Genomic DNA, 23,779 nt, shown 5'->3' with positions numbered 1-23,779 from the left:
CGGATCCCCCACCGGAATTGCCATGTCTCGCCCCCGCTTTCTCCCCTTCATCCCCGCTGCCCTTCTCCTCCTCGGACTCTCCACTACAGAGACACGAGCGGAAGTCGTCATCGACTCGACCCACGGCAACGGCGGCTTCGTGAGTTCCACGCTCGAGTTCAACGGCTCCCCGGACGGTTGGATGGCTCAGCGCGGCGTGTGGATCGGAAACGGAAACTCCTACCTCGAGACCGCACCCTTCGGCATCGACGACGCGGAAGATTCGCGCTTCGTGATGCTGCATCACGATGAGGGCGACCACCTCACCTCCACCCGGGAATTCAGCCTTCAGGCAGGCGAGTCGGTCGCGCTGGACTTCGACTGGAGCGTCTGGGGCGAAGGGTCGGATACGGTGCTGACCGTCCAGCTCTGGGACACGATCGCGGACCAGGCCTTTGCCACGCTGGGCACCTTTTCCACCGCGGACGGCTCGTCCGGCTACGAGCAGGAAAGCCTCACTTTCACCGCTGCTCAGGCCCGCGCGCGATTGGCGCTGCGCTTCACCATCTCCGCCGCAGCCGGTGGACTCGGGAAGGACTTCTTCATCGACCGCATCCACCTGACCGGCGGCACGGTGGTCCCGCCGGGAGCGACCGCCATCATCCACGCCGGCGCGGGCAACGGTGGATTCGTGAATGGCCAGGTGAATCTCAATGGCTCTCCGCAGGGCTGGGTTGCTGAGCACGGCGTGTGGATCGGCAGCGGGAGCTCCCATCTCACCACCTCGCCCTTCGGTGCGGATACCGCCAACGACTCGCGGATCGTGACGCTGCATCGCGACGGTGGCGACACGCTCACCTCCGCAACCGGCGTCGCCGTGAGGGCGGGCGAGGAGATCTCGGTCAGCTTTGACCGGGCGGTCTTCGGAAGCGGGAGCCCCACCACCCTGAGCGTGCAGCTCTGGGACGAGGTGGCCCGCGAGGTCTTCACCACGCTCGGCACCTTTGCCTCGGAGACCACGCCGGGCTCGTGGCTGCAGACAAATCTCACCTTCACCGCACCGGAGTCCCGCCAGCGGCTGGTCCTGCGGTTCGCCATTTCCGCCGCCACCGGAGGCCAGGACTTCACCATCGACCGCGTCCACCTCGCGGGCGGCTCCGTCGCCGCGCCGCTTGAGATCCAATACGACTTCGTCCACAAGATCCTGCCCGGCGACGACGAGGCCACCCGGATCGAGAAAGCCGCGAAAACCCTGCCACGCCCGAAGCAGGTCGAGTGGCAGCGGATGGAGACCACCTACTTCATCCACTTCGGCCCGAATACCTTCAACGGCGTGGAATGGGGCACCGGACACGAGTCGCCCGACGACTTCCAGCCCACCGCCTTCGACGCCACCCAGTGGGTGGATGTCATCAAGCAGGCAGGCGGGAAGATGCTCATCCTCGTGGTGAAGCACCACGACGGCTTCTGCCTCTACCCGAGCCGCTACACGAATCACGACCTCGCCTCCGCCTCCTGGCTCGGCGGCCAGGGCGACATCGTGCGCGCGGTCAGCGAGGCCTGCGCCGACGCCGGGATCGCCCTCGGCATCTACCTCTCCCCCGCCGATCTCTACCAGATCGAGGGCGGCACCACGAACTACGAGACCGGGGTCGGCTACTACGGGAACAACAGCGCCGCCGTGGCGTCCCACATTCCCACGAATCCCGCCACCTTTGGCAGCAATCCCGCCCTCACCCGCCCCGCCGCGCCCGGAGCCGGCGAGCACGTGTACACGGTGGATGACTACAACCGCTACTTCCTCAACCAGCTCTACGAACTGCTCACCGAGTACGGCCCCATCGCGGAGATCTGGTTCGACGGTGCCAACCCCCACACCGGCAGTTCGCAGACCTACAACTACCCGGCGTGGTTCGACCTGATCTACAAGCTCCAGCCGGACATCAATATCGCCGTCGGCGGCTCGGACGTCCGCTGGGTGGGGAATGAAATCGGCATCGCCCGCGAGACGGAGTGGAGCGTCACGCCGTTCTCCGCAGATCCCCAGCTCGGTGGCGGGCAGCCGAATCCCTTCACCGTGGACATCGGCAGCCGCTCGAAGATCGTCCCCGGCTCCTACACCTACTGGTTCCCCGCCGAGGCGGACGTGCCCATCCTCGGCGGCTGGTTCTGGCATCCGAATCACCCGATCCGCAGCACCGCCACGCTGACGGACATCTATTTCAAGTCCGTGGGGCGCAATGCCAACCTGCTGCTCAATCTCTCTCCGGACAAACGCGGCCTGATCCCGGACAACCAGATCGCCCCGCTCTACCAGGCGATGAGCTCCATCAACCGGACCTTCGAGGTGAATCTGGCGGACGATGCCGTGCCGACGGCCAGCACGACCTCGGAAGGCCAGCCCGCGGCGCTCGCGCTGGACGGCGACCTCGATACCTGGTGGGAGCCCGCCACGGGTGACGCCGTCCCGACGTTCACGCTGACTTTTCCGGAGACCCGCGAGTTCGACATCTTCGTCCTGCAGGAAGCGATCGCCACCCGCAGCCAGCGCATCGAGCAATTCGCCATCGACACCCGGACGGGCACGGGAGAGTGGGTCGAGCGCGCCGTGTCCACCACCGTCGGCCACAAGCGCATCGTGAAGCTGCCCACCGCCGTCACCGGGGATGCGGTGCGCTTCCGCATCCTTTCCTCCCGCCTCTCGCCGTCGCTGGCGTCGGTGGGTGTCCACCTTTCCGCCGCTGCGGTTTCCCCGCCGGAAATCTCCGGTCGTCAGCCGGATGGCAGCGTGCCCATCCTCGGCAGCGACGGGCGGGTGGTCCGCTACACGGTCGATGGCTCGGAGCCGTCCGCTACCTCCCCGCTGTACTCCAGCCCGGTTCCGCTGCCCCTCGGCGGCACCATCAAGGCTGTCGCCTATGAAGACGGCCAGCCCAGCTACACCGTCTCCCGCTTCTTCTCCGGCGTGGTCCCCACCGGCTGGCAGGTGCTTTCCACCGATGCCGAGGAACTGCCCTCCGGGGCTGCGGCGCTGGCGATCGACGACCACACGGACACCTCCTGGCTCACGCCGGCCACCGGGGGAGCGACCTCGCATCCCCATCACCTCGCCATCGACATGGGCGCGCCGCGCTGGATCGGTGGCTTCGGCTACCACCCGGCGGACAGCGGTGTCGGCGTGGTCTGGGATTACCGCTTCGAGACCAGCACCGATGGCGTGCACTGGACCGAGGCGTCCGCGGGCCGCTTCGACAACATGGTCAACAACCCGAACCTGCGGATGGTCACCCTGCCGCAGGCGGTGAAGGTGCGCTATTTCCGCTTCACCTCGCTCTCGGACATCGCCGGATCGGGCCGAGCCGGTGCGTCTGAAGTCACCATCCTTCCCGCCGGATTCGAAGCCTACCTGAGGGAAGCCGGCCTCCAGCACCTGACCGCGACCGACGATCCGAATAGCGACGGCCGCCCGCTGCTCATGGACTACTATTTCGGCTCCGATCCCTTCGGCCCCGCGACGGTGAATCCCGTCCGGATCCAGCGGGAAGAAGGCGGCATCGTCCTCGAAGCACTCCGCCGCACCGGTGCCACCGCCCTATCCGCCGTCCTGCAATCCTCGACGGATCTGGAAGAGTGGGAGGACCTCGGCACCACGCTCCCCGCTTCCACCGACCTCGGCAACGGCGTCACCCGCGACCGCTACACCCTGCCACAGGAAGGCAGCAAGCGCTTCTTCCGCCTGCATGTGAAGCAGTGAGGCGGGGCCCGATGCCCGGGCGAACTACTAGACGAATAGTAATCGATGGCGCGCCCGACCCGGAGCACCCCTTCCCATGAGCCTCCCCGACATTTCCCACCTCGCCGCAGCTCTGGAAAAGGATGTCCATGAGCTCTGCAGGCCGGAGGGGCGGATGGTGGGCACGGAAGGACACGCGGTGGCCGAGCGTTTCGTGGCGCGCCGGATGGAGGAGATCGGACTGGTGCCGTATCGCGGGGATTCCTTTGCGCTGCCTTACGAGTGGGAAGGGATCGCCTTCACGAATTTCGTCGGCGTGGTGCCGGGGCGGGATCGCTCGCTGGCCCCGCTGCTGATCGGCGCGCACTATGACAGCGTGATCGAGGCCCCATGCGCGGACGACAATGGCGCGGCGGTGGCCATCTGCCTGGCACTGGCGGAGGCGGCGATGAAGCAGGGCGGCTACGGGCGCGACCTGGTCGTGGCCATCTTTGACGCGGAAGAGCCGCCGTATTTCCAAGGCCCGCCGATGGGCAGCATCCGCTTCGCGACGGACGAACTGGACGACCGCGGCGTGCACCTGGCGGTGATCTACGATCTGGTCGGCCACGACGTGCAGGTGCCATTCCTGAAGGACCTGCTCTTCGTCACCGGAGCAGAGAGCCACCCGGATTTGCCGGACCTGCTGGGCACGACTTCCCTGCCCGCGAAGCTGCGCCTGATCGCCGCTCTGAACCGCTACGTGGGCGACATGAGCGACCACGGGATCTTCCGCAAAAACCGCGTGCCGTATCTCTTCTTTTCCTGCGGTCGCTGGCAGCACTATCACCGGCCGAGCGACACGCCGGACCGGCTGAACTACAAGAAAATGGCGCGCATCACCCAGCTCTCCGCCGACGTGCTGGAGCGGGCGGATGCAGCCGGGCTGGGTGCCTTCACCGGCATGCCGGACACCGTGGCCTTCGAGGCATCCACCTTCCGGCGTTCACTTGGGATCGCTCTCCCGCTGCTCTGCCGCTGGGCAGGGGTGGAGGATCTGGACAGCCGGGAAGCGATCGATGCCGTGGCGGCAAAGCTGCTTTCCACGGGTCTGTGACGGGACGCGGATGAAGGGGATGAGCCGATTGACCTGAGCGGACACGAAAAAACGGCCGCCGGGGATTCCGACGGCCGTTCTTGAATGGTCGATGAAGGCAGGCGTCCACTTTCACGGGGCCAGCCTTGCAGGGTCTCAGCCCTTGAAGTTCGCGGCGACCACGTCCCAGTTCACCACGCTCCAGAAGGCGGAGATGTAGTCGGGGCGGCGGTTCTGGTAGTTGAGGTAGTAGGCGTGCTCCCAGACATCGAGGCCGAGGATGGGGGTGGCACCCTTCAGGCCGCCGAAGTCGGGGCCCATGATCGGGTTGTCCTGGTTCGCGGAGGAGGTCACGCCGAGGGTGCCGTCTTCCTTCTTCACGAGCCATGCCCAGCCGGAGCCGAAGCGGGTGGCACCTGCCTTCGCGAAGGCTTCCTTGAAGGCGTCGAAGGAGCCGAAGGCGGCATCGATGGCAGCGGCGAGGTCGCCGGACGGGGCGGTGGCACCACCGGGGGCGATGACCTTCCAGAAGAAGGTGTGGTTCACGTGGCCGCCACCGTTGTTGCGCACGGCGGTGCGGATGTCCTCCGGCACCGAGCCGAGGTCGGAGATGAGCTCCTCGGCGCTCTTGGCTGCGAGGTCGGCCTTGCCCTCGAGAGCGGCGTTGAGATTGGTCACGTAGGCATTGTGGTGCTTGCCGTGGTGGATCTCCATGGTCTTCGCATCGATGTGGGGCTCGAGGGCGTCGAAGGCGTAGCCGAGGGGCGGAAGAGTGTGGGCCATGATGGTGGGTCGGTTTGATTTGCGTTCGCGCGGCCCGGCCGGTACCCCGGTCGGCGCGCGACGGACGGAACGATGCCGCGCATCTTGCCCGCCGCAAGGAACAATCCCACCATCCATGCCTCCCGAACTCGAAACCGCCCTGCCGTGGATCCTGTCTGCCCTCGCCGGAGCATTCCTCGGCTGGCTGATCACGCTGCTCGCCCTGTCCGGGCGGCGGGCCCGCTACGAGGAGCGCATCCGCGCCGAGGAGCGCCGCACCACCGAGCTGGAGGCCCGCCTGGTGGCCACCGCCGCGGAGTCCACGGAGCATGAGAAGGCCGGCCAGATGCTGCGCACCCAGCTCACCGAGGTGAGGACCCGGCTGGACGACGAAAGAAGGTCCGCCGCCGAGAAGCGGGCCCTGCTGGAGCGCGCGGAGCAGCGGCTTTCCGATACCTTCAAGGCACTCTCGTCGGACGCCCTGCGCTCGTCCGCGGAAACTTTCCTCCATCTTGCGAAGACCTCGCTGCGCGCCCAGTCCGAGGAAGCAAAGGGCGATCTGGACAAGCGCCGCATGGCGATCGAGAGCCTGGTGAAGCCGGTCGCGGACTCGCTGGGGAAATTCGAGGGACGCATCGGGGAGATCGAAAAGGCGCGCGAGGGTGCCTACGCCGAGCTCCGGACGCAGGTGCGCACGCTGGCAGAGGGCCAGCTCGGCCTGCAGCGCGAGACATCCCAGCTCGTGAAGGCGCTGCGCCAGCCGACCGGCCGCGGCCAGTGGGGAGAGATCCAGCTCCGCCGCGTGGTGGAGATGGCCGGCATGCAGGAGCACTGCGACTTCTCCCTGCAGACCACCACCACGACCGACGAGGGCAAGCGCCTGAGGCCGGACATGGTCGTCCACCTGCCGGGGGAAAAGGTGATCGTGGTGGATGCGAAGACGCCGATGGACGCCTACCTCGATGCGCTGGAAGCGACCGAGGACCGCGCCCGGGACGAGGCGCTGCTACGCCATGCGCGGCAGGTGCGCACGCACATCGCCCAGCTTTCCTCGAAGAACTATGCGGCGCAATTCGAGCACGCACCGGAGTTCACCGTGCTCTTCCTGCCGAGCGAGTCCTTCTTCTCCGCCGCGCTACAGGTGGACCCGGAGCTGATCGAAAAGGGATCGAACCAAGGAGTGATCCTCGCCACGCCCACCACGCTGATCGCACTGCTGCGCGCGGTCGCTTACGGATGGCGGCAGCAGGCGCTCTCGGAAAACGCGCGCGAGATCTTCGTGCTGGGGCGGACGATGCACGAGCGCCTCTCCGTGCTGGCCGGGCACTTCGGCAAGATGGGCAAGTCGCTGGAGAATGCGGTGGGCCACTACAATGCCGCCGTGGCTTCCTACGAAACCCGCGTGCTCATCACCGCGCGGAAATTCGAGGACCTGCAAGCCGCCCCGGAAAATGCCACGCTGCAGGATCTCGCCCCGATCGAGCGGGCACCACGCCTGCCCGCACTCGACGCGGCGGCGGATGCACAAGCTCCAGCCGTCGCCTCCGGGCCCATCGCCGAGGACCCGAAGGAAAAGGCGACCTCCGCCGCCTCAGATCTCAGGCTCGCTCTCGAAAACGAGGACGATTGATCGGGCGGGCAATGCAATGCATGGAAGCCCGGGAGGAAGCACCGGAACAGGGAGACCCCCGAGACCGGGCATCCGGAATGCGACGCTCCATGCCATGCGGCTGATGGTACGCCATGCTGGCGGACCGTCCCCTGTGTGCCGAGGCGAAGGCCGGCCGTGCTTGGCCATGCGCTTCCCTGCATGAAGCGCCCGCTCGGGACGCCACCGATGTTCTTCTCCTACCTGTCCGGCACTTGCTGCCGGGCTTCCATGCATGCGCCGTCACCCCCCTTGCGACCGCGGACCCATTGTCCGCCGCCAAGGCACGGCACCTTGCGAAATCCTTTGCCACGTGAATCACGCCGCGCTGCTCCCGTCAGGCGGGTGCCCGTCGTTTCCACGCGTCGCTTTCCTACGCCATCCTCACCACTCGACGCCCGGGGTCAGCTCGTGCTTCTTCGTCGAGGCAAGGGAGCACCCGATGTAGAGCTGGCCGACCGGCGGGAAAGTATCCGGATAGAGGCACTCATAGAGGCCGCCGCCGGCACATGGACTATCGCCCTGAATAGCCGCAAACTGTTCGGGGGTGATGTAGCCTTTCGTATGGAGGTGGGCCGCGATGTCCTGCGTGCCATTCTCGGCATAGGGCATGCCACCGGCCGTATAGCCGTAGATATTCTGATAGGACCGCACGGCCGTCTGGACGTTGCGGATATTCATGATGCAGGCGGTGCGGTCGGCGCCACTTTTCCAAGCGCGTGCTCCGAGGAACAGTACAGAGGTCAACGCAAGGAGTACAGCAATGACCACCGTGAGTTCCAGCAGGGTCATGCCTCTCGCAAACGTGGACCGCAGGGGGGATGCGGTTCTCATAAAACAGGGGGATTCCCGGAACATACCGGAGATCGCCCGCACGTGCATCACGTGATCGCGTAGGTAGCCGGAAAATCGGACGAGCGCGCCACCGGGCCATCACGTCACCCCGCGCAGCACACTGGTCGCACGGGTGAAGGAGAGATCGCTGAAGCCCATCATCTCCTTCAGCACGGCATCCCTCTCCAGCGGATTCGCGACCGCGCGGCTGTCCATGAAGTCTTCCCAACGGATCATGCCAAAGACCCACGGGAGCAGGCCGCTGGGCGGCACCGGCAAATCGCTTCCATGGAGGATGCGGCCGTCCATGAGGCCAGAGATCATCGCGCCCAGCGCGGAGGGACGCAGGCGGAAGCTCAGCCCAGCGAGCGCGCTGTTGTCCCCGTAGAGATTCGGATATCTCGCGAGCATCTCCGCGAAGACATCGAAGTAGTCGGGGTCCAGCAGCATCATGCCCGTGCCCGCGTGCGCCGCGATGCACGTGACGCCGATCTCCAGCGCGCGCGTGAGCACCCGCGGCGAGGCGAGCGTGTGATCCATCACCGGCATCGTCCGCTCGCTGCCGGTGTGCGCCAGCAGCGGCAGCCCCGCCTCCGCCATGCGCTCCAGGAAGCCGGTGTAGCGACGGTCGTTCCAGTCGATGCCCTGCACATTCGGCAGGCACTTCAGCGCCGAGGCACTGCCGGCGAGGCACTTCTCCAGCTCCTCCATCGCGTCCTTCCGCGCCGGGTGGATCGAGACCCCGGCGAGGAATTCCGGGTGCTCCTTTGCCAATGTCAGCACGCAGTCATTTGGCACGTACAGCGAGGATCGCTCGGGCAGGGGCGTGCCATCCTCCAAGTGCGGCAGCTCGTGGGCGAGCAGCAGCGCGCGGTCGAGCGATGACGTGCGGATAAACTCTAACAGCTTCCCCACATACAGGCGGTCGAAGTCCGGGCCGTGCAGGTCATGCGTGGTAAGGCCCACCGCCTTCACGAGGAAGGGCTCGCCGATCTTCGTGAATCCCTTCGGCCGGTACCAACATCCCGTGCCTCCGGTCCCGGTGCCGACCATGTGTACGTGACAGTCGATGCGCATGAGATGAAACGATCTGCCCATGGAAAGCCCCATCGTCGAGCGACGAGTTGGGGCACTGGCACGATACTCCGGGGGTTTCCCCGGATCCGAAGGTGCTGGAGCAATGGATTGCCACGAAACCAACGAAAGCTGTTAGACAATTCGGCATTCCCCGCCGTTTTCCCACGAATTGCTGGAATTTCGCCCGACACGGACATGCTGCGGCGGATGTCCTCCCGCCCGGCGGCAACAAATTCCGCTCCGGCGGGGTTATAATAAGGACCGGGAAAGTCGTGACGACCGGCTCCGTATTCGTAACCTGACCGCGCCCTCCCATGGAAGTGGACCTCTATTTCACCCCGCTTGAGCCGCCGATCTACGAGCTGCTGGCGTGGGATATGGATGCGATCATGCCTTGCCTGGAGGTGATCCGGCGGGAACTGCCGCAGATGGCGGCGGACCTGATTCCGAAGAATTCGCAGGTCGCGATCTTCGCGATGACGCGGACGAAATTCCCCGGCGGTAGCTACCCGGTTCTCGGCGTGGTGCAATTCACCGAGGAATACGACGCGCCCTACCTGGCCATCGAGGCCCGCATCCGCACCTGGTGCCTCCAGACCGGCAAGGACGGCATGATGAAGCTCGCCGCGGAAGTGCAGGCCCCGACCTGGCCGGAGCTGAAGGAGATGGCGTGCTATCCCCTGCCCACCGCGGGCTGACCGGTCGGGAGCGATCAAAAGGCCCGGAGGTCGGAGCCGACCGACTGGACTATAAGCAGGTGTCGATCAAGGCACCGCCGGTCAAAGGGCCAAAGGCCCGACCATCCCTCAGCCCGGGCCATCGGCCCGGGTGTGTGATTCGGCCGAGCAGGCGGCCTGTAGGGCCGCGATACGGGAGCGGCATGCGCGGGATTTACAGATCCGTCTCCCCCAAAAAGTCCGACCAACAGATCCCGCCAAGCGACCTCCCCTCATCCGGCAATCTCCTCACCGCATCCGCGGGGCGGGCCGTCATCCCTATCGCGGCCCTTCAGGCCGCCGTCTTCACGGTGATCCCCTTCCCGGGCCGATGGCCCGGGCTGAGGGATGGCCGGGCCTTTGGCCCTGACATGCGCGCCTGCCCGCACCCGCACCCGCCCGCACCCGCCTTCACCCGCCTTCACCCGCCTTCACCCGCCTTCACCCGCCTTCACCCGCCTTCACCCGCCTTCACCCGCCTCACCCGCCTCACCCGCCTCACCCGCCTCACCCGCCTCACCCGCCTCACCCGCCTCACCCGCCTCACCCGCCTTCATCCTGCCAAGCCTCGCCAGAAGGGTTGCGGGACTCGCGGGGCACCGCCTAGGCTCCGCGCGTGTCCGGCAAGAACATCGTCTATTTCGACCTCGAAACGCAGCGCAGCTTCGGCGACGTGGGGGGCTCCGCCCACAAGGACAAGATGGGGGTCTCCGTGGCCGTGACCTACAGCACCGCCCGCGGCGGCTACCGGATCTACGGCGAGCACGACATCAACGAGCTGGTGGACGAGCTGGTCCGCGCCGACCTGGTCGTCGGGTGGAATCACGTGGAATTCGACTACCCCGTGCTCCAGGGCTACACGATCTACGACCTGCCGTCGCAGACGGTGAATCTGGACATGATGCTGGACCTGCAGGAGATCCTCGGCTTCCGCATGAAGCTGGATGCCGCAGCCTCCGCCTCGCTCGGCACCGGCAAGTCCGCCGACGGGCTGGACGCGCTGAAGTGGTGGCAGGAATACAAGAAAACCGGCAGCACCGAGCCGCTCATGAAGATCGCGGAATACTGCGCCTTCGACGTGAAGGTGACCAAATGCGTGCACGAATACGCGCTCGCGAACGGCCACATCAAATACCACGACCGCGGCGGCCACCTGCAGGAGGTGGCCGTGGGCTGGAAGTGAACGACGGGAAAAACAGGGGCAAAAACCTGCCCGCGGCCCGTCGATCAACCGACAATGCCGATCAATCCCAGCACGCCCCAAGTCGCGTAGCAGAACGCGATGATGAGGAGGACGATGAAGATCTTAACGGTGACGTCGATCTGCTTGGTCGTATACATGGCGGGCGGGTTCTAGGCCGGGAATCCGGGGGTGCCAAGGCGGAATATGGACCGCCAGAGGACGGAATGGACCCGCAGCGGACGGAAAAAGGGCCCCGACCGCACGAGGCGACCGGAGCCCAGACCCAAGAACCCTGGGAATCTGCTACTCCGCCCGATCAGGGGGCGGGCTGGATCTGGATGTCCAGGAAGCCCTTCGTGCCCCGTGCCGGGATCGCGCCATTCAGACGGAAGGTCCGGTAGGTCCACTTCGTCCCGTCGCTGAGAGGCGGCATGTTGGCAGCGCTGGCGGGTGTCACCTCGCTGACGCCTTGATCAAAGGCGGTGAGGTTGTTCGACCCGCGGATGATGTAGGTCACACCGTCCGCCGCCACCGTGGCATCCATGCCGGGGCCCGGCGTGTTGTCAAAGGTGGCTCCGGCACGCACCGGCAGGGTGATGACCAGCGCCTGCTGGCCGCCCACCGTCTCGATCCGCGAGCGGACCTTGCCCGACGCCGCTCCCTTGGAAGGATCGCCATCAAGGGCGAATTCCTCGAGGTTGGTCATGCCGTCGCCGTCCGCATCATCGCCCGGTTGCGTAAGGGTGCCGACATTGAAGGCACCGATCCAAGACTGGAAGGGCGTCGCCGATGGCGGGGTGATGGTGATGCTCGTCGCATTGTAGGTCACGGTCACACCGGCCGGGACCGAGGCGAAGGTGCCGGTGACGGAGCCTGCGGTGGCGATGGTGTAGGAGGCCTGGGCCGCCGCACCACCGAGGTTCACCTGGAGGTTCACGCCTGCCACATTCAAGGCACCCGGGACGCTGAGGCGGCTGCTGTTCTCGGCCTGGCTGTCATTCAGCGTGACGACGAAGTTCGAGCCCGCGCTGAGGGTGACGCCGCCGCTGGCGGTCAGCGTGCCGGTGGCCGCACCCGGAGCGATGCCCGCACCGCTCTGCACGGTGATGGGTCCGGCGATGGTGCCGGTGCCTCCGAGATTACCCGCGGAAACGGTCGTCGCGCCCGTGTAGGTATTCACACCGTTCAGGCGCAGCGTGCCGGTGCCGCTCTTCGTCAGGCCGCCGCTCGGCGTGCCCGCCACGAGCGGGACACTCACGGCCACGGTCTGGCCGTTGCTGTCGATCTTCGCACCGCCCGTCGCCACCACCGCGGTGTCGATGCCGGCGATGAAGTCGGCATTCGCACCGGCACCCGCACGCAGCAGGCCGCCGTTGAAGTTGAAGGTGCTGGTACCGTTGTTGCCGAAGACCCGCTTGGTGACGAGCGTGCCACCGTTCAGGTTCACGGTGCCGACGCCGACCTCGTCCTGGCCGATGACCACGCCATTCGCGCTGGCGGCGGTGACCACCGCATTCCCGCTGATATCCAGCGTGCCATTGCCCGCGAGACCCACGAAGAAGTTCTGCGCGGCGGAGCCGGTCTGGTCGAGCGTCGCGGTACCCTTCACATCCAGGACGCCGATCCGATCCGCATTCCGGCCGATGAAGAGAGTGCCTCCCACGGAAAGCGCGCCGGTATCCTGCACGGTGACCAGCGCCGGGATCGGCGAGGCCTCGTTCACCGAGAAGTCATCGTTGGTATTGAAGGTGCCATCGCCCTTCACGGTGGCCGTGCCACCGCCGGTGAAGCCGACGGAGACGTAGGAATTCACCTGCACGGTCGCCGAGCCATCCACGGTCACGGAGCCATTCGAGGTGCCGCCGGGCCCCACCAGCATGCGGCCGGTGGAGGTGAAGGTCGAGGTTCCGGCGAGGTTCAGCTCACCCACCGAATTGTCTCCACCTGCGATGTCGGCGTTCCCCACGGTCATCGTGGAGGCTCCGCTGAGATTCACCCTGCCCGTGGCGCTGTTCTTGCCGACGTAGATGGGGCTGGCGGCGGTGACCGTCGCATTGTCCTGCAGATTCAGGGTGCCATTCGATGAGGCGGTGTCGCCCACGTTGAAGTCGCCGCCCGCGGTGACCAGACTGCCGCTGTTGCGGATGGTCATGGTGGCTGCGGCGTTGTTGCTGTTCGCGATGGAGAACCAACCCATGCCGCTCTTGTTGATGCGGGCGGAGTCCTGGACCACGATGTTCGTGGTGGAGCCGGTGCCGAAGCCCGCCTGGAAGCGGTTCACATTGAGGATGGCGTTCCCCGTCAGGCTGACATTGGTGGTCACACCGTCCGTCAGGGCGATCTGGGTATTGCCGTTCACCGTGGCCACCTGGCCGGCACCGTTCAGGGTGAGGCCGCCGCCATTGATGACGAAGGACGCCGGTTCGCTATCCTGCGGACCATTCGCCAGCGAGATGGGACCCGCGTGGCTCAGCGTGAGGACGCCCGCGCCCGAAAGGCGGAACTTGCCATTCGTGGCGGTGACCGCGCCGCTCATCGTCACGTTGCTCGCGATGTTCAGCTCGCTGGTGGCGGTGTTCGTCGCGGCATTGATCTGGAAGCCGCGGTCGATGGTGACGGCGGCACCGGTGTAGTTCAGCGCACCACCGGCGAGGACCAGTTGACCCTTGCCGAGCGGGCTGGCATCCGCGGCATTCGCGAGCTGGCCGACGGTGATGGAGCCTTCCTCGATCCGCACGGGACCGGTGAACTCATTGGCGAGATTGCCGATGACCAGGCCCTCGAAGCCACGCTTCGTGAGGCCCGCGGAGCCGGTGATCTTGCCGTTCCCGTTGCTCGTGTTGAGCGTGAAGGGAGCCAGGTCATTATCGAAGATGACGCCTGCACCGCCGGGAGTGACGATCGTATTCAACACCACATTGTAGGTGGCTGGATCCGAATCGATGTCGTCAAAGGTGGCGGGGTCGCCATTCGCGAACGGGACCGTCGCGCCGTTGAAGCTGTTGGTCCAATTCGACGTGGTGGTATCCCAGATACCGCCATTCCCGCCTCCGACCCAGCGGGGGGCGACGGCACGGACGATATTCAGCGAGACCACATTACCGGTCTCGACGATCGGGGTGGTGGTATCGAGGATCACGCCGCTGGGCACGGTGCCCGCGACGAAGCTGCCGGTGCCGGACTTCGTTCCATAGGAAAGCACCGGGAAGAGCCCGGCGACCGGCTGGGTGTCCACCAGACCGAGGGCAGTCGGGCCGGTCAGCGCGACATTCCCCGCCACCTGGAAGACGGAGGACGCGGGATTTCCCGTGGCGGGAGCCGCGCCGGCGATGAGCTGCGAGCCGCTCGCGAGATTGAGATTCGGCATGGCGAGCCTGCCGGTCGGAGATGCCTGGTCCGCTCGGAGTGCTCCTGCTGCACCGATCGTGTAGGCGCTGGGGCTGGTGGTAGCCGTGCTGAGGACCAGCGTGCCCCCCGTGACACTGACGATGCCGGTGAAGGTATTCGTCCCGGCGAGGGTCAGGGTGCCTGCTCCGCTCTTGAAGACACCACCCGGCCCCGGCAGCGATGCCGGGACGGTGAGATTGAAGCCATTGCTGTCGATGTGCAGGCCATCCGCCGCGACGTTGATGACATCGACATCCGCGATGAAGAAATCCTGGTTCTGGGTGGCCACGATCTGGCCGCCGTTGAAATTGATGGTGCCGAGGCCGCCGCCGGCATTGAAGCCGTTGCCCGTATCGGATGCGCGCAGGCCGGTGATGCGGCCCGTACGGAGGGTGCCGCCCGTGTTCAGTTGGAGCGTGCCATTCGCCTCCGGACCCACCGACATGATCGGGGTATTGAAGACGGCAGTGCCACTGAGGGTGAGCAGCGATTCATTCGCGCCGTTGCCTTCCGCGATCCAGGTGAGGCGTCCGACATTCACCGTGCCGCCCGTCATGTTCATGGTGCCCTTGCCGGTGGAGCCGACGATGAAGGCCTGGCCCGTGCCGTTCTGGTTCCAGGTGCCGCCGGACATGTTTGCCACGCCGACGCCGCCCTCGCGGCCGATGGGCACCCAGCCACCCACTGAGATTGATCCGGAGTGAAGCTCCACGGTGCCATTGCCCGTGCCACTCTGGCCGACCCACATGTCGTTGTTGATCGTCACCGCGCCGGTCTTCCCGGCGGGAAGCTCCAAACGACCGGTGCCACCGTCGCCGACGATGAACTGGCCGTCGCCGGTCTTGGCAAGGGTGCCACCGTTCATGGTGAGCTTGCCGGTGCTGCCGGTGCGGCGGGCGACTGCCACCCAGCTCCCCGCATTGACGGTGCCGGCATCAACGGTCATCTCGCCATTGGCGCCATTGTCTTGGCCGACCCAAAGCTCACCGGCCACGCCGAGCACCGAGCTCGGCGAGTTCACGGTCAGCTTGCCCTTACCGCCGCCTTGGAAGCCGGCATTCGTATTTCCGCCTTCACCCGAGCCACCGCCCACGGAGAGCACGCGGTTCACGTTCAGGTTGCCACCGGTGAGGTTCACTTCCGATGGTGCGGAGGCACCGTTGTTGTTCACGCCGACGGCCATGAAGACGTCATTGCCGCCGGCGGTGTTGTTGTAGGTACCGCCGCTGATGTTCAGCTTGCCGACGGACTGGCCGAGGCCGACGAAGGTGCGGGTGCCAACGTGATTCCACGTGCCACCGCTGATATTGACGGTGCCGCTGGCATTGTCCGCCGCCTCGCGCTTGCCGATGAAGGTCCAGCCGCCGGAATTGATGGTGCCCGCCTGGAGATTCAGCGTGCCGGTGCCACCGCTGGAGCCGACGCCGACGTCCGACACGGTGGTGATCCCGCCGGTCGTATTGACCGTGGCCACGCCGATGCCGCCGCCGGCGAGCTGGCTGCCACCCACCCAGAGGCGGCCGCCCGCTTCAAGGGTGCTGGACCCCGTCAGGTTCAGCGTGGCCGAGCCGCCTTCCGAGCCGAGGTAGATCCAAGCATTCGAATGCAGCAGACCGGCGGACTGATCGAGGCGACCCACCGACCCGGTACCGATACCCATCAGCAGGTCATTGACGTTGTGAAGGGGATTGTTCGTGAGAATGGGGTAACGCGGCGTGACCGTGTTGATCACGGCGTTCACAGTATTCGGGACGGTGTTCGGCGTCCAGTTCGCCGCGTCGTTCCAGTCGGAGCTGACGCCACCATTCCAGTTTTCAGCAGTTGCCACGGGCGCGACGAGGGCCGCGGCACCGGCGACGAGCCCGGCAAACCAGCGGGCATTGTGGGAGGCGGTTGCGGACAGGCACGCCCGCGTGGTGAGGGTTCGGGTATTCATGGGTTCTCGGAATTCGCGAAGACACCTCGCCCGCAAAAATGGCGACGGTTCTCCAGGGGTTCTTGGGTTACGATCCGCGGGGTCAGGGCGGATCGCTCTTGGGTAATGGATTTCAGGGTTCCAACGGTTGAAATGTGTTCGGTATTTCAACCATTGGCGGGCGACGCTCGACCTATTGCATGGATTTGCAAGGAGAGTTTTCGTCCTCACCGTGCCTCTCTCGTCACCTTCTCAAGAAGTTGTGTGACAGCTTCCTTCCGGTGACTTTTTGCCGATTCCCAACTACCTCACGATCAATTCGTTAAAAAACCAATCCTCAGCCCGGAAATCATGATTCGCGGATCGCCGAAATGACACATCTTGGTATCCAAAAAGTGTTACCCCGTTCAGGCTGGCTTGTCGGCATTCCACTGCCACCCCGGATGGCGGACGTAGTGAAGCGCTTCCTTCACGTCGATGCCCTGCCGCGCCCTTGCCGCATTTGCCTGCCGGTGTGCTTCCCAGATGGCCTTTTCCTGCGCGGTGGAAGTGTGGCGCTTCCTGTATGGAGCGCGATTCCCCACGAGCATGACGAAGTAGCCTTCGATGCCGAAGTCATTCTGGCTGGATCCCATGCGGTAGCGGCAGAAGCCGGTGGGGCCGTTTTCCTCATAGAAATCGAGCAGCGCACCGATGCCGCTGAGGTCGGTGTCCGCGCGGCAGTGCTTCCAGAAGGGGGTATCGAGCGCGGTATTCAGCTTGTAGTGCAGGCCGAGGAAATCGCGGATGTCGTACCAGCTTTGGGCGACGATCTCATTGTAGAGATCCCGCATGGACGGCGTGGGATCGAGCTCCGAGTGGAGCAGGAAATCGACGAAGGTCTGGCAGTGCGTGCAGACGATCATGAGCGCGGTGGCCTCCAGCGGCTCCACGAAGCCGCCCGAGTTTCCCACGGCGATCACATTGTCCACCCACAGCCGCTTGTAGCAGCCGCTGCGGAATTTCACGATGCGCGGTGACTCGGGCACCTTCGGGTTCTTCCGCTTGAACTCCGCCGCGGCCTCGTCGTCGGAGATGGCCTGCGAGGAGTAAACATAGCCGCGGTTCACGTGGAACTCGTGCTCGATCTGCCAGGCCCACCCGGCGTCCATCTGCTCCGCGGTGGTGTAGGGCAGGATGGGCTCGCTCTCGCTGCGCTCCCAGCCGCCGACCACGGCGCGGTCGCAGAAGAGCGTCTTGTCAAAGCTCTCGAAGGGCTCCTCAAGGGCCTTTCCGATGAGCTCGCTGCGGAAGCCGCTGGCATCGATGAAGAAGTCGGCTTCCAGCTTTCTCCCGTCCTCCAGATGCACGGCAGTGATGCCCTGAGGCCCGCGGTCCGCGCCGGTCACGCGGCCATCCGTGAACTCCACGCCCACCTCGCGTGCGACGACCTCGAGGATCTCGACGAACTTTGCATTCTCGATGTGGAAGGCGTGCCACGGCTGGATGTCCGGCGCGCCATTCGGCTGCCGTGGGAAGGCCTTCCCCTGCCGCATGAGCGCAGAGGTGATATCGACGTCGGAAAACTCGTCGTCGCAGTAGAAGCCATTCGGCCGCGGCAGGTCCGTCCAATGGGCGTCAAGCTGAGGCGCGAAGGTGTAGTCGAAGCGCCCGCGCTCGCCCCACAGGAAGCGGATGCCGAGCTTCCACGTCGGCTCGGCGAGCTCGTAGAAGTGCTTCCGCGAGATGCCGAGGTAGTCGAAGATGTGGCGCGGGAAATTCGGAGTGGTGCCCTCCCCCACCCCGATGACGCCGATGTCCGGGCTGCGGACCACGCGAACATTGAGCTGGGGGATCTTCTTCTTGATGGAAAGCGCGGCGATGAGGCCGGCGCTGCCAGCGCCGAGGACGAGGACGTTTTGGATCATGGAAGGGTTTTGCGGAAGGATGCTAGACGAGCCGTGGCGGGACGGCAAGGAGCGGAGGGAAGAGATCGGAAATCGGAAATCGGAAATCGGAAATCGGAAATCGGAAATCGGAAATCGGAAATCGGAAGGCGGAAGGCGGAAGGCGGAAGGCGGAAGGCGGAAGGCGGAAGGCGGAAGGCGGAAGGCGGTGGGATTCTTCAGGGCCAAAGGCCCGGCCATCCCTCAGCCCGGGCCATCGGCCCGGGTAACCAGCACTGCCAGATCGGCGGCCTGAAGGGCCGCGATAGGGATGACGATCCGCCTCGCGAAAGCGGTGAGAAGATCACAACCTGAAGAGCGGTCGCCTGGTCAGATCTGTTGGTCGGGCTCTCCGGACAAGATGGATCAATAAATCCCGCGCATGCCGCTCCCGTATCGCGGCCCTACAGGCCGCCTGCTCTCGCCGAATCACTCACCCGGGCCGATGGCCCGGGCCGATGGCCCGGGCTGAGGGATGGGCGGGCCGTTGGCCCTGAAGACAAGGGCAAGCGCACGGGCCACACGTCGGTCGTGTTCTTTGCAGCGCGTATCCCTTCAGCGGTCGCAACCATTTGCCATCGGCAAAATCCACCCGACCCAAAGGCCATCCCGAAAGAAACCCCGGCCGCAGGATGGCGACCGGGGTTTCCGATTTTCAGATGAGACCGTGGCTCACGGTGCGTCCTGGATCTCGATGTCCAGGAAGCCCTTCGCGCCGCGAGTCGGGATCGCTCCATTCAGGCGGAAGGTGCGATACGTCCACTTCGTTGCGTCGCTGAGAGGCGGCATGCCGGCAGCGCTGGCAGGTGTCACCTCGGTCACGCCCTGGTCGAAGGCCTGCAGGTTGTTCGACCCGCGGATGAGATACACGAGGTCATCCGCCACAAGCGTCGCGTCCAGGCCGGGGCCCGGGTTGTTGTCAAAGGTGGCACCGGCACGCACCGGCAGGGTGATGACCAGCGCTTGCTCGCCGCCCACAGTCTCGATCCGCGAGCGGACCTTGCCGGATGCGGCACCCTTGGAAGGATCGCCATCAAGTGCGAATTCCTCCCGGTTCGTCAGGCCGTCGCCATCCGCATCATCGCCGGGCTGATTCAGCGCGCCCACGCTGAAGCCGCTGATCCATGACTGGAACGGCGTGCCGGATGGCGGGGTGATGGTGATGCTGTTTGCCCCGTAGGTCACATTCACACCGGCCGGGACCGAGGCGAAGGTGCCGGTGACGGTGCCGGCCGTGGCGATGGTGTAGGTGGGCTGACCGGCGGTGCCGACCAGATTCACCTGCAACGCCACGCCGGTCACATCGAGCGTGCCGGTCGCGTCCAGGCGGCCATTGTCCGCCACCTGGCTGTCATCGATGGTCACGGAGAAGATCGCTCCGGAGCTGAAGGTCACGCCGCCGCTGGCGGTCAACGTGCCCGTGGCAGCACCAGGCGCGAGGCTCGCGCCGGACTGCACCGCGATGGGCCCGGCGATGGTGCCGGTGCCACCCAGGCTGCCGGTCGCGACCGTCGTCGTGCCCGTGTAGGTATTCACACCATTCAGCCGCAGCGTGCCGGTGCCCGCCTTCGTCAGTCCGCCGGATGCCGGGGTGCCTGCGAGCAGCGGCTGGTTGATGGAGATGGTCTGGGCATTCGTGTCGATGTTCGCGCCGCCTGCCTTCACATACGCGAAGTCGAGGCCCTCCATGAAGAGCGGTCCATCCGACGCTGCCGCGGCGATGAGCATGCCGCCGTTGAAGTTGAAGGTGCCCGCTCCCACATTGCCCGCTCCCTCGCGGATGCGCTTCGTGGTGAGGGTGCCGCCATCCAGGTTCACGGTGCCCACGCTGCCGGTGCCATTCGTGATGAAGAGACCGCCATTGGCCGTGAGATTCACCGTGCCGGAGCCGGTGATGTTCACGGTGCCGGTACCGAGCTCGGCCACGATCATCGCGCGGTCCGCCTGCGATTGGTTGAAGGTGCCGCCCGCGACATTCAGCACGCCGACACTGCCCGCGAAGCGTCCGAGGACGTTCCAGCCGTTCGCATTCACCGTGCCTGCATTCAGGTTCCAGGTGCCGGTGCCGGTGCCGCCGATGCGGACGCCGTCGTTGTTGTCACCCGCGGTGACGGTGCCGCCGTTCTGGTCGATCTTGCCGACCGATCCGGCATTACGTCCGAGCTGGAAGGGACCTGCAATGATGGTCGAGTTCCCCATGATCGTGACGTTCGTGGTGGCCCCGCCGCTTTCGCCGAAGTAGAGCGTGCCCGTCCCGGTGCTGAAGGTGGAATCCGTCAGCTTCACCTCCGACGTGGACGTGTAGCCTGTCAGCGTGCTCGCGTAGCCGAAGGTCGCATTGGCGAAGGTCAGTGTGGAATTCGTCGCCTCAAGGGTGGACAAGAGATTCGTGGTGCTATTGCCGCGGCTCATCACGAACCACGAGGTGCCAGTCATCGAGCTGCCCGTCATGGTCAGCGATGCACCCGCGGCGCCGGAGGTGCCGAGCCAGAACTCGCCGCCCTGCACCTGGTTCGTCTGCGTGCCGCCGCCGGTCAGGACCAGCGCGCCCTCGCTGACGCCCGCCGCGGGGGTGGTGCCGTTTCCAAGCACGTTCGCGCCGGGATTCGTCAGCGTCAGCGTGCCCAGGCCGGACTTCACGAAGCCGCCGAGCGTCGCATTGATCGCGCCGCTGACGGTCAGGTTCGTCGCGGCCTTCTCCACGGAAAGCTGCGAGGTGATGTTGTTCGCCGAGGCTGCCACTTGCAGGCCGCGGTCGATTGTCACCGAGGAGCCGGTGTAGAGGAGCGTTCCACCTGCCAGCACCAGATTCCCCGCGCCGAGCGGGCTGGGGCTGCCGGCATTTGCAAGCTGGCCGACGGAGGTGATGCCGCCTTCCAGACGGACGGGACCGGTGAAGTCGTTCTGCAGGTTGCCGATGGTCAGGTCGGCCGCGCCACGCTTCGTGAGGCCCTTCGTGCCGCTGATCTTTCCGAGATTGGACGGCGAGGTCAGCGAGAAGTTCGTGATATTGTCAAAGGTGACACCCGTACTGCCCGGAGAGACCGTGACGTCGAGAGTAACATTGAATGACGACGGGAAGACGGTGAGGTCCTCGAAGAGTGCAGGATCCCCATTCGCGAAGTTGGTGGCATTTCCCGTGAAGGAATTCCGCCAGTTCAGCGTGGTGGTGTCCCACACGCCGCTGAGGTCGCCGATCCAGTGCGGCGAATTCACGCGCGTCACATCCAGCGAGACCAGGCCACCGGAATTCACCAGCGTCGCCGTGACGCCTTCCGGGATGGTTCCGAGCACGAAATTCGCGCCGGAGCCGCCCGCGTAGGAGACCAGCCGCAAGGTGCCCACGGCGGGATCGGCGTCGGTCAGATTGATGGTCACCGTGCCGGTGGTGGTGAGCGTGCCGGTCACATTCACGGGAGCGGACGCCGGATTGGCGGCTGCGGCTGCCATCGAGATGTTCAGCGTGCTGCCATCGTTCATCGTGAGATTGGAGACATTCAGCACGCCGGTGTCGGTGGCCTGGGTCACCCCGAGGACGGCACCGCCATTCACCGTGTAGGCACCGCCGCCGGTGGCGGTGGTATTCACGTTCAGCGTGCCGCCTTCCACGGTCGAGGGACCGGCGTAGGCATTCGTGCCATTCAGGTTCAGCACGCCCGCGCCGCTCTTCACCACGCCGCCGCCTGCATTCAGCAGGTTCTGCGAGGTGGAGAGGGTGAAGCCGTTGCTGTTCACCTTCAGGCCGCCGGGTTCCACGTCGGCGCTGTCGAGGTCATTGATGAAGTCCGCGCGGTTCGCCGTGGCGATGATCTGCGTGCCATTGAAGTCCACGTGCGCGGTGCCCGCGCCACCATCGATGACCTGGGTGCGGAGCGTACCCCCATCCAGATTCGCGTAGCCGGTGCCGGAGCCATTCACACCCACGCCGAAGGTGCCCACCCGCAGCTCGCCATTGAGGGAGATATTGAAGGTGCCCTCCGGGGTCGTGCCCGCCTCGGCGATGAGGACGGCTCCCGACTGGATGTCGATGAGGCCGCCGGAAAGGTTCACGGTGCCCTTCGCATTCGTGCCCAGCGCGCCGAGCGCGAGGTTGCCGCCGCCGGTCTTCACGATCTTGCCGCCGGTCATATTCAGGGTGCCCTGGCCACTCTCGCGACCGAAGACGAACCAGTCGTTCACGTTGATGGTGCCGTCGCTGAGGTTCACCGTTCCACGGGACGTATTGCCGTTTCCGACGTGGATGTTCCGCGTGGTGAGGCATGTGAGGGTCGCGGTGGAAGACGACATCTCCAGCACCCCCGCGCCGCCGACGCTGTCGCGCAGCCGTCCGACGACCAGGTTGCCCGCATTCACCGTGAAGGTGGCGGTGCTGCCGGTGGGGAACTTGAGCGTGCCAAAGGCGGTGCTCGGCGTACCCGGGGCCGCGCCGGTGTTGTTCCGATCGCCGACGGCGGTGTTCCCGCCGTTCACATTGATGGTGCCGGCGCGCATCTCGATGACGCCCGTGCCGCCCGGGTCGGTGCCGATGAGGAAGTCGCCGTTGCCCGCCTTGGTGATCGCGCCGCCGGTCATGAGCACCGCGCCATTGCCGCCGTTGCGACCAATGGCCACCCAGTTGTTGTTCACGTTGATGGCGCCGCCGGACATGTTCAGCTTGCCGACGCCGCCGCTAGCCTGGCCGACCCACAGCTCACCGCCGGTGGTGGTGATGGTGCCGGAGTCCACGTTCAGGACGCCGCCGCCGGCATTGCCTTCGCCCACGACGATGTGGCCGGTCACCTGGACCGAGCCGAGGGTGTTCACGTTCGCCACGCCATTGGCCGCGCCCGCGGGCGCACCCTGGCCACCGATGTAGAGGCGCTCGCCCACCTGGAGCTTCGGCCCCTCGCCGCTCTGGCCCCATGGCGTGAATTTCGCCGGGTCGGTGACGGGCACCGAGGTGTCCGCGATATTGAGCGTCCCGGTGCCGCCGTCATCGCCGATGATGATGCGGTTCGTGGCAATGATCCGGCCCGTCCGCAGGTCGATGCGGCCGGAGATGCCCGCGCCGATGCCCACGTTCACGTTGCGCGGGTCATTCGTCGCATTCGTGAGGAGCACGGGGAAATGACCGGCGGTGGCGAGATTCACATTCGCATCCACGGGAGCCGCCGGGATGCCCGTGGGATTCCAATTGGCCGCGTCGTTCCAGTTGTCGGTGACGCCCAGCCAATCCGCCGCGAAGGCGGAGGAGCCGAGCATGGCCGTGCCCGCGATCACGCTGGCGTACCAGCGGGCATGGCAGGAGGCCGTGGTGAGGAGCGACTCACGGGAGGTGGGAAGGATTCGGGTCGGGGTTTTCATGGGTTTTTCGAGCGAGTTGCATACAAGTACACACCTGTCCGGACGATGGGACTGCCACTTGGGTGAGGCAGCCGCGGATCGGCTCGGGTTTTTGTCCCCGGTGGAAAGTGCCGGGGCGGGGTCGCTTGTGGGTTTTGGGTCGGGTTCGGCCGGGACGCGCGCGACTCCGCCCGACCCGGTAAAATTTGGAATAACAAATCCG

General features: G+C 65.7%; 11 protein-coding genes. 5 read left to right on the top strand and 6 right to left on the bottom strand.

Annotated features, from left to right (window positions below; genetic code table 11):
• Positions 1–22 precede the first annotated feature (22 nt).
• Together OKA04_RS05110 and OKA04_RS05105 are read left to right on the top strand one after the other, a co-directional pair.
• On the top strand, positions 23–3,733 hold the full coding sequence (locus OKA04_RS05110) for an alpha-L-fucosidase (RefSeq protein WP_264500056.1): 3,711 nt from the start codon (positions 23–25) through the stop codon (positions 3,731–3,733).
• Between the two features lie 76 nt (positions 3,734–3,809).
• A complete protein-coding gene (locus OKA04_RS05105) occupies positions 3,810–4,808 on the top strand; it encodes a M28 family peptidase (RefSeq protein ID WP_264500055.1) in 999 nt (332 codons plus the stop codon).
• 135 nt (positions 4,809–4,943) lie between these two features.
• On the opposite strand, the gene OKA04_RS05100 is transcribed toward OKA04_RS05105, so the two are convergent.
• Complete coding sequence (locus OKA04_RS05100) at positions 4,944–5,570, bottom strand: superoxide dismutase (protein WP_264500054.1); 627 nt, start codon at positions 5,568–5,570, stop codon at positions 4,944–4,946.
• Positions 5,571–5,685: 115 nt separating this feature from the next.
• On the opposite strand from OKA04_RS05100, the gene OKA04_RS05095 reads away from it, so the two are divergent.
• Positions 5,686–7,179 (top strand): DNA recombination protein RmuC, encoded by a 1,494-nt coding sequence (locus OKA04_RS05095; RefSeq protein ID WP_264500053.1) that lies wholly within the window; start codon positions 5,686–5,688, stop codon positions 7,177–7,179.
• Positions 7,180–7,581: 402 nt separating this feature from the next.
• Here the strand turns inward: OKA04_RS05095 and OKA04_RS05090 are convergent, their stop codons facing one another.
• Both OKA04_RS05090 and OKA04_RS05085 read right to left on the bottom strand, forming a co-directional pair.
• Entirely contained in the window at positions 7,582–7,989 is a 408-nt protein-coding gene (locus OKA04_RS05090; RefSeq protein WP_264500052.1) for a type II secretion system protein, read from the bottom strand.
• 141 nt (positions 7,990–8,130) lie between these two features.
• Positions 8,131–9,108, bottom strand: a complete 978-nt coding sequence (locus tag OKA04_RS05085) for an amidohydrolase family protein (RefSeq protein ID WP_264500051.1) — start codon at positions 9,106–9,108, stop codon at positions 8,131–8,133.
• 314 nt (positions 9,109–9,422) lie between these two features.
• Between OKA04_RS05085 and OKA04_RS05080 the strand changes: the two genes are divergently transcribed.
• A complete protein-coding gene (locus tag OKA04_RS05080) occupies positions 9,423–9,806 on the top strand; it encodes a hypothetical protein (RefSeq protein WP_264500050.1) in 384 nt (127 codons plus the stop codon).
• Positions 9,807–10,440: 634 nt separating this feature from the next.
• Positions 10,441–11,007 carry a ribonuclease H-like domain-containing protein gene (locus OKA04_RS05075; protein ID WP_264500049.1) on the top strand — a complete coding sequence of 189 codons (567 nt, stop codon included), beginning with the start codon at positions 10,441–10,443 and terminating at the stop codon, positions 11,005–11,007.
• A 316-nt stretch (positions 11,008–11,323) separates the two neighbouring features.
• Here OKA04_RS05075 and OKA04_RS05070 read toward each other — a convergent pair whose 3' ends face one another.
• The 3 genes from OKA04_RS05070 to OKA04_RS05060 form a co-directional block, all read right to left on the bottom strand.
• Positions 11,324–16,330, bottom strand: a complete 5,007-nt coding sequence (locus OKA04_RS05070) for a beta strand repeat-containing protein (protein ID WP_264500048.1) — start codon at positions 16,328–16,330, stop codon at positions 11,324–11,326.
• Positions 16,331–16,716: 386 nt separating this feature from the next.
• A complete protein-coding gene (locus tag OKA04_RS05065; protein ID WP_264500047.1) occupies positions 16,717–18,216 on the bottom strand; it encodes a tryptophan 7-halogenase in 1,500 nt (499 codons plus the stop codon).
• Between the two features lie 690 nt (positions 18,217–18,906).
• Complete coding sequence (locus OKA04_RS05060; protein WP_264500046.1) at positions 18,907–23,577, bottom strand: beta strand repeat-containing protein; 4,671 nt, start codon at positions 23,575–23,577, stop codon at positions 18,907–18,909.
• Positions 23,578–23,779: the final 202 nt, after the last annotated feature.

Source organism: Luteolibacter flavescens (assembly GCF_025950085.1).
Taxonomy (GTDB): Bacteria; Verrucomicrobiota; Verrucomicrobiia; order Verrucomicrobiales; family Akkermansiaceae; genus Haloferula; species Haloferula flavescens.
The sequence above is the reverse complement of the archived record's forward strand: the minus strand, read 5'-3'. Positions and strand labels throughout refer to the sequence as shown.

Coding starts and splice junctions, on each gene's coding strand:
- OKA04_RS05105 (WP_264500055.1), top strand. CDS start 3,810: ATGAGCCTCCCCGACATTTCCCACCTCGCCGCAGCTCTGGAAAAGGAT.
- OKA04_RS05060 (WP_264500046.1), bottom strand. CDS start 23,577: ATGAAAACCCCGACCCGAATCCTTCCCACCTCCCGTGAGTCGCTCCTC.
- OKA04_RS05090 (WP_264500052.1), bottom strand. CDS start 7,989: ATGACCCTGCTGGAACTCACGGTGGTCATTGCTGTACTCCTTGCGTTG.
- OKA04_RS05085 (WP_264500051.1), bottom strand. CDS start 9,108: ATGCGCATCGACTGTCACGTACACATGGTCGGCACCGGGACCGGAGGC.
- OKA04_RS05070 (WP_264500048.1), bottom strand. CDS start 16,330: ATGAATACCCGAACCCTCACCACGCGGGCGTGCCTGTCCGCAACCGCC.
- OKA04_RS05110 (WP_264500056.1), top strand. CDS start 23: ATGTCTCGCCCCCGCTTTCTCCCCTTCATCCCCGCTGCCCTTCTCCTC.
- OKA04_RS05100 (WP_264500054.1), bottom strand. CDS start 5,570: ATGGCCCACACTCTTCCGCCCCTCGGCTACGCCTTCGACGCCCTCGAG.
- OKA04_RS05095 (WP_264500053.1), top strand. CDS start 5,686: ATGCCTCCCGAACTCGAAACCGCCCTGCCGTGGATCCTGTCTGCCCTC.
- OKA04_RS05080 (WP_264500050.1), top strand. CDS start 9,423: ATGGAAGTGGACCTCTATTTCACCCCGCTTGAGCCGCCGATCTACGAG.
- OKA04_RS05065 (WP_264500047.1), bottom strand. CDS start 18,216: ATGATCCAAAACGTCCTCGTCCTCGGCGCTGGCAGCGCCGGCCTCATC.